Raw genomic sequence first — 9,478 nt, forward strand, 5'->3', positions numbered from 1 at the left:
TCCTAGTAACGAATGCGCGGATTGATGAAGCCGTAAAGGACGTCAACAATCAGATTGACCAGCATGATGACGCCAGCGATCAGCAGAAGGCCGCCCTGGACCACGGCGTAATCGCGCTTGAACACCGAATCGACCATCCATTTGCCGATGCCCGGCCACGAGAAGATCGTCTCGGTGAGGATGGCGCCGGCAAGAAGAACGCCGATCTGCAAGCCGATGGTGGTGATAACGGGGATCATCGCATTACGCAGCGCGTGCACGCCGACGACGCGCAATGGCTTCAAACCTTTCGAGCGCGCGGTGCGGACATAGTCCTCGCCGAGAACCTCGAGCATCGCCGAGCGCGTCTGGCGCGCGATGACGGCAAGCGGGATGGTTGCGAGCACGATGGTCGGCAGGATGAGATAGCTGACGGCCGAGGCAAACGCCCCCTTCTGGCCCGACAGCAGGCTGTCGATCAGCATGAAGCCGGTGACCGGCTTGAAGAAATACATCAGCGAAATGCGGCCGGACACCGGCGTCCAGCCGAGATAGCCGGAGAAGAAGATGATCAGCAGCAGACCCCACCAGAAAATCGGCATGGAATAACCGATCAGCGCGACACCCATCACACTTTGGTCGAACCACGTGCCTCGCTTGACGGCGGCAAAGATACCGGCGGGCACGCCAAGACAGACGGCGAGGATGATGGCGCAGAAGGAAAGCTCCAGCGTCGCCGGAAACAGCGTCAGGAATTCGCCGAGCACTGGTCGCTTGGTGACGATCGAGGTGCCGAGATCGCCCTGCAGCACTTTTCCGAGATAATCGAAATATTGCACATACATGGGCCGGTCGAAGCCGAGGTCGTGCATGATCTGGGCGTGCCGCTCCGGAGCCATGACACGCTCACCCGAGAGCAGCATGACGGGATCGCCGGGGAGCAGGCGGATGAACGAGAAGGCAATCAGGGAAACGCCGAGGAATGTCGGGATCAGCACCGCAAGGCGGCCGATGAAAAAACGCAACATGGCAGATGTCCAATAGTTTCCGGCGGTCAGGGGGTTCCTGACCGCCGGCTGCGCCCAGCTCTGCCGGGCATTCTTACATTATTCTTGTTATTCGGATACGTCGACGCCGTCGAAGCGGTGAATGCCGAGCGGGTCCATATGGAAGCCGGAGACCTTCTTGCTCATCGGAACGAAGACGAGCGAGTGATCGAGGGTCGCCCAGGGGGCTTCCTTCTTGAAGATCAGCTGCGCCTGCTCATAGGCCTTGGTGCGCTCGCCGACATCGGCGGTCAGCTTGGCCTTGGTCATCAGGTCGTCATATTCCTTGTTGCACCACTGGGCGCGATTGTTGCCGCCGACGGCATCGCAGCCGAGCAGCGTATCCATGAAGTTGTCAGGGTCGCCGTTATCGCCGGTCCAGCCGAGGATTACGGCGCCGTCGCGCTTCACATCGGAGGAGAGTTTGAGATATTCGGCCCATTCATGGGTGACGATCTCGACCTTGACACCGACCTTGGCGAAATCGGCCTGGATCAGTTCGGCGGCACGACGCGCGTTCAGCATGTAAGGACGCGACACCGGCATCGCCCAGACCTTCATGCTGAGATCCTTGACGCCGGCATCGGCAAGCGCCTTCTTGGCGGCATCCGGGTCATACTTGTCGTCCTCAACGGCGTCGTTATAAGACCACATCGTCGGCGGGATCGGGTTCTTGGCAACGGTGGCCGCACCCTGGAAAACGGCGTCGACGATCGCCTGCTTGTTGATCGCCATGTTCAACGCGCGGCGAACTTCCGGCTTGTCGAACGGCGGCATCTGGGTGTTGTAGGCGAGGTAGCTGACATTGAGACCGGCCTGCTCCTGAACGACCAGATTTTCATCCTTCCTCAGTTCGGGAACGTCGGCGGCATTCGGATAAGGAATGAGGTGGCATTCGCCGGCCTTCAGCTTCTGAGCGCGCACGGCGGCATCAGAGGTGATTGCGAAAACCAGATCGTCGATCTTTTCCTTGCCCTTAAAATAGGTTTCGTTGGCCTTGTAGCGGATGACGGCATCCGGCTGGTAAGCGACGAAGGTGAAGGGGCCGGTGCCGAGCGGCTGCTGGTTCAACTGCGCCATCTTGCCGTCGGCGGCAAGCTTGTCGGCATATTCCTTGGAGACGATCGAGGCGAAGTCCATGGCGAGGTCGGCCAGGAACGGCGCTTCGGGATGGTTGAGCGTGAACTTGACCGTGAGGTCATCCACCTTTTCGACCGACTTGATCAGTTCGGGAAAGCCCATGCCGGCCGCGTATTCGTAGGAGCCGCCCTCGACATACTTGTTCCAGGGGTTGTCGGACTTCAGCTGACGCTCGAAGGAAAATACGACGTCGTCGGCATTGAAATCGCGCGTCGGGGTGAAGAAGTCGGTGGTCTGGAACTTGACACCGGGATGAAGCTTGAAGGTGTATTCCTTGCCGTCAGCCGAAACGCTCCAGCTGTCGGCCAGGCCGGGTTCGATCTCGGTGCCGCCGTGCTTGAATTCGACCAGGCGGCTGTAGACCGTGCGTGAAGACGCGTCGAAGGTCGTGCCTGCCGTATAGAGGCTCGGGTCGAAGCCTTCCGGCGAGCCCTCGGAGCAATAAACAAGGGTCTTGGACCAGGCCGACGTCGCCATGACTGACATCAGGGCCGTCGCTGCCAACAGGACAGAGATCTTTTTCATAATATTGTTTCCCGGTTGTTCTTTTTTGATGTTTGGAGATCGTAGAATGGCATCCCGATCGAAGGTTGATGGAACGATATTTATCTACTGAAAGCAACGGGCTACGGAGAAAATTTTTCCATCTGGACAATTTTAGAAATTTTCCGTCGAAAACCGGCATCAATCGGAAATATTCGGATAAAAATCACCGCAATTTCGTCGCATTTTGGATAATTGCCCTCTTAAACGCGGCACCAACGGCAATCCCCACGTCAATGCCAGAAAAGCAAAAACCGCAATTGCCGGAGCAACCGCGGTTTTAACAATTCTGTCCTGCTCTTCAAATTCAGGCGGCGGGCGCAATGATTTCGGGTTTGCGATAGGGCTGCTCGCCGGTGATCCCGAGAAGAAAATTGATTTGCGGACGCGCCTTGACGAGGTCGTCGATCGAATATTCCGAAAGCACGGCGAAGAACGCGTTGAGCGCCTTGCGCAACGCCGAATTCAGGCCGCAGCTGTCGACCAGCGGGCATTCGACCACGCCGTCATCCTCGAAGCACTCAGCCATGGCGAAACTGTCTTCCGTCACCCTCACGACGTCGAAGAGGGTGATGTCGGCCGCCGGCTTGCCCAGACGCACGCCGCCGTTGCGACCGCGCACGGTTTCGACAAGGCCCGCCTTATTCAGCGGTTGGAGAATCTTGAAAAGAAACAGCTCGGAAACCCCGTAAGCCTTGGCGATTTCCGGAATCCGGCTCAGCTGCCCGTCGTTGGCAGCACAATACATCAACATGCGCACCGCATAGTTGGTCTGCTTCGTCAACCGCATGCCATTCTCCTGACTCGTGCTATTCAGACCTATATAGGCGGTTTGGTAGTTTTGAACAATTCCAAAATATGAAATTCGCATTCAGCTTATGAGGCCAAATGCCGCGACGTCAATTCCGCTGCAGTGTCTCATTATAGTCGAGGATGGCCTGCTTGCGTTCGGGGGTGCCTGGATGGGTCGAGAGCATGCTGGTTCCGGAATGATCGCCTAGTTTCGTTTCCAGGAGATCGAAAAAACGAGCGATCGCTATGGGATCCATGCCGGCCTTGCGCATCAGTTCCACCGAGCGCCGGTCGGCTTCGGCCTCGGCACTGCGTGAATATGACAATGCAAGCAGGCCGCCGCCCTGTGTCAGGATATCCTCGACACCGGAGCCGACATCGCCGGCAATCAGCATGACGAGGCCGGCCACACCTGCGGCGCGATAGAGCTGCCGGAGGCTGTGCTTGTATTCGACATGACCGAGTTCGTGAGCGAGAACGCCTGATATCATCTCGTCATCGCCATCCGCCAGTTCGATCAACTGGTCGGTAATGACGATATTGCCATCGGGAAGCGCGAAAGCATTGGGACCGATCAGACCGCCATCACGGAAATTCAGCACATAGCGGTTAGCACCACCTTCGGCACTGGCAGCCACTTGGTTAAAGCGGCCAGCGATTTCGGCCTGCCGGGCGGCCGTCAGGTGGCTGGGGGACAGCGCCGTCGCATCCAGCGTATTGAGAGCGCCACGGGACATCGCTTCGGAGACCACAGGCGGTGTCACGAAGATGGCGACTTCCACGAGGGCCGGCAGCGCGTAACGATAAATTGCGACGGCGAGCAGAACGACGGCGACCGCGAAGACGAAGATGCGGGGATGAAATTCCTCCAGCCGATGCACCCAGCCGCTTCTTCCGCCGCCGCCAAGAAAGGCGTCGATGGCATCATTCTCGCCACTCTCGAAGATCGAGCCGTCGGCAAAGATGGCACGTCGGGGGATCGACCCGACGCGCGATGTGAAGGAGACCTCTCCGGCCGCGCTATCCGAAAGAGCGACATCCTCTTCGGTTACGGCGAGCATGCGCCCCCCGCGCGACAGCAGGCGGGCGGGAACGGAGCCGCTCGAATGCGGCGGATACCATTCCCCTCTCGCGATGATTTCTGCGTCAGAAACCAAAATCGATCCCTTCCATGCTCATATATTCCGCACCGACGGCGGCGCCGCTGGCTTGAAACTGCGTAAAGACCTCGCCGATCTCGCCGTCGATGCGAATTGCCGTGTGCTCGGCGACATAGTGCGCCAGACGAACCGCCGCCCAGGGACGCATCAGGCCGAGGGTGAGCATCGTTACCACGACGTTCGATATGGCGATCCAGGCATAACGTGCCCGCGAAAGATCGCTGCGCAAGAGATGCCGGCCGTCGATCCGCGTCGAGGACCAGACGACGTTGTGGACGGCCGCCCGATAGATCAGGCCAGCAAGTGCGTAGATGATCAGGAGGCCGAAGGTGACAATATACATTCCCGACACTATCATTAACATAGCGGCGTCATGTTCGAATGCGCCGGGGTCATTGGCCTGCATCCCGACGACCGCGATCGCAACCAACCCGGCGAGAACGACCAGGCCCAGCACGACCATCAGGGCCGGGATGAGAAGCGCGCGGTAGAACGCGCCGATCTTGGGATCGGTCTCGAAAGGCCGATTGCCGTAGCGGAGATTGTTGAAAACATAGCGGTTGAGCCACCGGCTGGCGAAGGGGGCAAGCAGTCCGAGCGACAGGAAAGCAACGAGGCTTCCGAGCATCACGCAGACGAAGGCGCCGCCGGCGGTGCCGGTAAAATCAAATCGCACGTTGCGGTAGCTGGTCACGCGGGCATTGAAGCGAAGGCCTCTGACGATCAGCCAGGGGAGCGCGATGAGCACAAGGATCGTGGTCACGACCGAGAACAGCGGATGGATCGCTGCCAGAATGTTGGCCACCACGATGAAGGCGAACACGATCACGCGACCGATGAATATCTGCATGCCGCTCGCGTGATATTCGAAAGCGCGGCCGAGCACGACGGTGTTGCCGTAGAAATAGCGATTGCGCCGCACTTTCGCCCAGGCTGAATAGATGCCGAGCGTTACGATCGTCAAAAGGACATTGACGATCCAGATGCCAAAATATTCCGATGCCGTTCCCGTGAACCGGGCACGCTCAAACGCATTTGCCGCGGCGCCCGCGGACACTCTGTTATCCATGATGTTTGTTTCCCCAGCACATTGCCCAACAGACCATAATCGGAATCACGTGTCGGGCGCAGCAACAGAAAAGCAAAGGCCGGAGAAATCAACAACCTTAAATCGAAAACGGGGGCCGAAAGGCCCCCGAATTGCAGATCGCTCTGTCGTGCAGATCACTTCATCGTCGGCATGACGAATTCGGCGCCGCTCTTGATGCCGGACGGCCAGCGGGCGGTGACGGTCTTGGTCTTGGTCCAGAACTTGATCGAGTCGGTGCCGTGCTGGTTGAGGTCGCCGAAGCTCGAGGCCTTCCAGCCGCCGAAGGAGTGGTAGGCGAGCGGAACCGGGATCGGAACGTTGATGCCGATCATGCCGATATTGATGCGCGAGGCGAAATCGCGGGCGGCATCGCCGTCACGCGTGTAGATGGCGACGCCGTTGCCGTATTCGTGCTTCATCGGCAGCGACAGTGCCTCTTCGTAATTCTGGGCGCGAACGACGGAGAGAACAGGCCCGAAGATTTCGGTCTTGTAGATGTCCATCTCGGATGTGACGTGATCGAACAGGCAGCCGCCGACGAAATAGCCGTCTTCATAGCCCTGGAGCTTGAAATCGCGGCCGTCGACGACGAGCTTGGCGCCTTCCTCGACGCCGCGGTCGATCAGGCCGCGAACGCGGGTATAGGCGTCCTTGGTGACGAGCGGGCCCATGTCGGCCTTGTCGTCGGTGTAGGGGCCGATGCGCAGCGATTCGATCTTCGGTGTCAGCTTTTCGACGAGGCGGTTGGCGGTTTCTTCGCCGACCGGCACGGCAACCGAGATCGCCATGCAGCGTTCGCCGGCCGAACCATAACCGGCACCCATCAGCGCGTTGACGGCCTGATCCATGTCGGCGTCCGGCATGATGATCATGTGGTTCTTGGCACCGCCGAAGCACTGGGCGCGCTTACCGTTCATCGCTGCCGTGCCGTAGACGTAGCGGGCGATCGGCGTCGAGCCGACGAAGGAAACGGCGCCGATATCCGGATCGGTGAGGATCGCATCGACGGCACCCTTGTCGCCGTTGACGACGTTGAGGATGCCGGCCGGCAGTCCGGCCTCGATCATCAGTTCGGCGAGACGGATCGGCAGGGAGGGATCACGCTCGGACGGCTTCAGGATGAAAGCGTTGCCGCAGGCGATCGCCGGCGCGAACATCCACATCGGGATCATGCCGGGGAAGTTGAAGGGGGTGATGCCGGCGCCGATGCCGACCGGCTGGCGGATCGAATACATGTCGATCGAAGGACCCGCGCCCTCGGTGAACTCGCCCTTGGCGAGATGCGGAATGCCGCAGACGAATTCGCAGACTTCGAGGCCGCGAATGACGTCGCCCTTGGCATCTTCGATCGTCTTGCCGTGCTCCTTGGAGAGCATTTCGGCCAGCTCGTCCATGTGCTTGTTCAGGAGTTCGACGAACTTGAAGAAGACGCGGGCGCGGCGCTGCGGGTTGGTGGCAGCCCATTTCGGCTGAGCGGCCTTGGCGTTTTCGACGGCGGCGCGCAATTCCTCGACGCTTGCGAGCGCGACGGTCGCCTGCACTTCGCCGGTTGCCGGATTGTAAACATTGCTCACGCGGCCGCTGGTGCCGGCGACTTCCTTGCCGCCGATGAAATGACCGATCTCACGCATGGATGCTCCTCCTGTTTTTGGGATGGTCCACAATCACACTTCAATTTGCACAAATCAATGCGCTGATATAAGGAACCGTTGTGCGTATATTGTAGTCCCGATCACCACATATTACTGCGTGAAATTTGGTACGGCGTGAGGACAAGTCAAACCCCTGGAAGGTCAAGCGATGAGCAGGAAACCTGTCGTCAGAATGGCGGAGCTGGAGATCGATCCGGAGACGCTCGAAACCTATCGCGCCTTGCTCGCGCAAGAAATCGAAGCATCGCTTGCGCTGGAAGACGGCGTTCTCTCGCTCAGCGCCGTTAGCATTCGCGACAATCCAAACCAGATCCGCATCCTCGAGGTCTACGCCGACCAGGAAGCCTACGAGGCCCATCTGCAGACATCGCATTTCCTCAAATATAAGCGTGAGACGGCCGGTATGGTGATTTCGCTGACGCTAATCGACGTCGATCCGATCGCGATGCGTGCGAAGCCATGAATTGGGACGACGTCCGCATCTTCCTCGCCGTCGCGCGCACCGGGCAAATCCTTGCAGCTTCGAAGCGATTGGGACTCAATCACGCAACGCTTTCACGGCGGCTGACGTCGCTCGAAGAGGCGCTGAAGACGCGGCTTTTCATCCGCCGCACGAACGGCTGCGAGTTGACAGCCGAAGGCGGGATCTTCCTTCACGCCGCCGAGCGTATGGAAACCGAGATGCTGGCGGTGCAGGCCAATCTCGGCCACACCGACACGGCGATCGCCGGCACGGTGCGCGTCGGCGCGCCCGACGGGTTCGGCGTCTCGTTTCTCGCGCCGCGCATGGGCAGGCTGATCGAGCGCCATCCGGAACTGAAGATCCAGCTGGTGCCGGTGCCACGCTCCTTCTCGCTGTCGCAGCGCGAGGCGGATATCGCCATCACGCTGGAACGTCCCGAACAGGGCCGCCTCGTTTCGTCCAAACTTACGGATTACACGCTCGGCCTCTATGCCTCGCGCGATTATCTCGCCCGCCACGGCAGGCCTGGCGAGGTCGAGGCGCTGAAGGCGCATCCGCGCATCGGCTATGTCGAAGATCTGATCTTCACCGCCTCGTTGAATTTCTCCGGCGAGGTGATGCGCAGCTGGGATGCCGGCTTTGAAATCTCGACGGCGATCGGCCAGACGGAGGCGGTGCGGTCAGGCGCCGGCATCGGCATCCTGCATGACTATATCGCCCGGCAATATCCGGAACTTCAGCGCATCCTGCCTGAGATTTCGATCCGCCGCGCCTATTGGACGACCTATCACGAAACAGCGCGCGACCTCGTCCGCGTCCGCAGTGTCGTCGACTTCCTGCAGGAACTCGTCAGCGCCGAGCGGCAGATCTTCCTCTAGTTACCTCCCGGAAGCGTGCTTGGCTGGCTCGTCATTCTCATCTGGATTGGGAACCGGCGCTTCATCAGGCAGCCGGTCCGGCTCCGGTTCGGTGATCGGCGGCACCGGCTTCCAGCCGGGGGCCGGCATCGGCGGCTGATCGGGAATGGGTTCGTTGGGCACGGACATGACCGCCTCCCTTCATGTTTGCGATGTTCGTCGGGCTATTAGTCCGACTTCAGCGTCTCGGCAGCGCGCATCGGCATGCTGTCGATGATGGCGAAGAGCTCGCCATTGGTGATTGGCTCGCTGACCTTCAGTTTGACGGTTCCATCCTTCCCGAGCAGGAAGGCGGCGAATTCTCCGGCCTCCGGCCCCTCGAGATCGTGGCGGATCGCTTCGCCATCGAGGCCATCGGCAGCGCCGAAAAGCGGCCGGACATTACCGGCCGAGACCTTCAATATCACCATATCGCGCTCTTCAAGTGCCGCGCGATCAGAAAGCAACTGGTTTTCCTGGCGCGCCGCGCGGGAATTGTCCCTGTCGGCGAAAAGGACGAAGACGCGGTTCTTCCACTGGAACGCGGCGAGGCTTTCGATCGGCGCATAGGCGCTGTTCGTCTCATCGATCTTGGTCGCGCCGTAGAGAAGGGTTTTGGACATGCAAATTCTCCCGTCAGCCTAGAGAACGGCCCGGGACGGCAAGGGGTTCCATCTCGTCGACTAGGCCCTGGTTCTCGTTCATGCACTCAGGAAG

At 59.8% G+C, this 9,478-nt stretch carries 10 protein-coding genes; 2 read left to right on the forward strand and 8 right to left on the reverse strand.

All coding sequences use genetic code 11. From position 1 onward, the window contains the following. Positions 1 to 2 precede the first annotated feature (2 nt). The 6 genes from C4N04_RS19215 to C4N04_RS19240 all read right to left on the reverse strand — a co-directional run bounded on the left by C4N04_RS19215 (position 3) and on the right by C4N04_RS19240 (position 7,381). A complete protein-coding gene (locus C4N04_RS19215; protein WP_106796776.1) occupies positions 3 to 1,007 on the reverse strand; it encodes an ABC transporter permease subunit in 1,005 nt (334 codons plus the stop codon). Positions 1,008 to 1,094: 87 nt separating this feature from the next. After that, positions 1,095 to 2,690: an ABC transporter substrate-binding protein gene (locus tag C4N04_RS19220; protein ID WP_106796777.1), complete on the reverse strand. Its 1,596-nt coding sequence runs from the start codon at positions 2,688 to 2,690 to the stop codon at positions 1,095 to 1,097. A gap of 325 nt (positions 2,691 to 3,015) precedes the next feature. After that, a complete protein-coding gene (gene rirA / locus C4N04_RS19225) occupies positions 3,016 to 3,498 on the reverse strand; it encodes an iron-responsive transcriptional regulator RirA (RefSeq protein ID WP_039617995.1) in 483 nt (160 codons plus the stop codon). 109 nt (positions 3,499 to 3,607) lie between these two features. After that, complete coding sequence (locus tag C4N04_RS19230) at positions 3,608 to 4,657, reverse strand: M48 family metallopeptidase (RefSeq protein ID WP_106796778.1); 1,050 nt, start codon at positions 4,655 to 4,657, stop codon at positions 3,608 to 3,610. Next, entirely contained in the window at positions 4,647 to 5,729 is a 1,083-nt protein-coding gene (locus C4N04_RS19235) for a DUF898 family protein (protein WP_106796779.1), read from the reverse strand. Before C4N04_RS19235 ends, C4N04_RS19230 begins: the two co-directional genes overlap by 11 nt. A 155-nt stretch (positions 5,730 to 5,884) precedes the next feature. Next, the gene (locus tag C4N04_RS19240; RefSeq protein ID WP_106796780.1) at positions 5,885 to 7,381 is read right to left on the reverse strand and encodes a CoA-acylating methylmalonate-semialdehyde dehydrogenase; all 1,497 of its coding nucleotides are present in this window, start codon (positions 7,379 to 7,381) and stop codon (positions 5,885 to 5,887) included. 169 nt (positions 7,382 to 7,550) lie between these two features. On the opposite strand from C4N04_RS19240, the gene C4N04_RS19245 reads away from it, so the two are divergent. Continuing rightward, the gene (locus C4N04_RS19245; protein WP_106796781.1) at positions 7,551 to 7,865 is read left to right on the forward strand and encodes a putative quinol monooxygenase; all 315 of its coding nucleotides are present in this window, start codon (positions 7,551 to 7,553) and stop codon (positions 7,863 to 7,865) included. Continuing rightward, positions 7,862 to 8,743, forward strand: a complete 882-nt coding sequence (locus tag C4N04_RS19250) for a LysR family transcriptional regulator (RefSeq protein ID WP_096764874.1) — start codon at positions 7,862 to 7,864, stop codon at positions 8,741 to 8,743. The genes C4N04_RS19245 and C4N04_RS19250 overlap by 4 nt, the downstream gene beginning before the upstream one ends. On the opposite strand, the gene C4N04_RS31890 is transcribed toward C4N04_RS19250, so the two are convergent. After that, a complete protein-coding gene (locus tag C4N04_RS31890) occupies positions 8,744 to 8,911 on the reverse strand; it encodes a hypothetical protein (RefSeq protein WP_096764873.1) in 168 nt (55 codons plus the stop codon). 38 nt (positions 8,912 to 8,949) lie between these two features. After that, positions 8,950 to 9,384, reverse strand: coding sequence for a DUF4174 domain-containing protein (locus tag C4N04_RS19255; protein ID WP_106796782.1), 435 nt, complete (start codon positions 9,382 to 9,384; stop codon positions 8,950 to 8,952). Between the last annotated feature and the right edge of the window lie 94 nt (positions 9,385 to 9,478).

It is taken from the genome of Rhizobium sp. H4 (assembly GCF_003013335.1).
GTDB classification, from domain to species: domain Bacteria; phylum Pseudomonadota; class Alphaproteobacteria; order Rhizobiales; family Rhizobiaceae; genus Rhizobium; species Rhizobium sophoriradicis.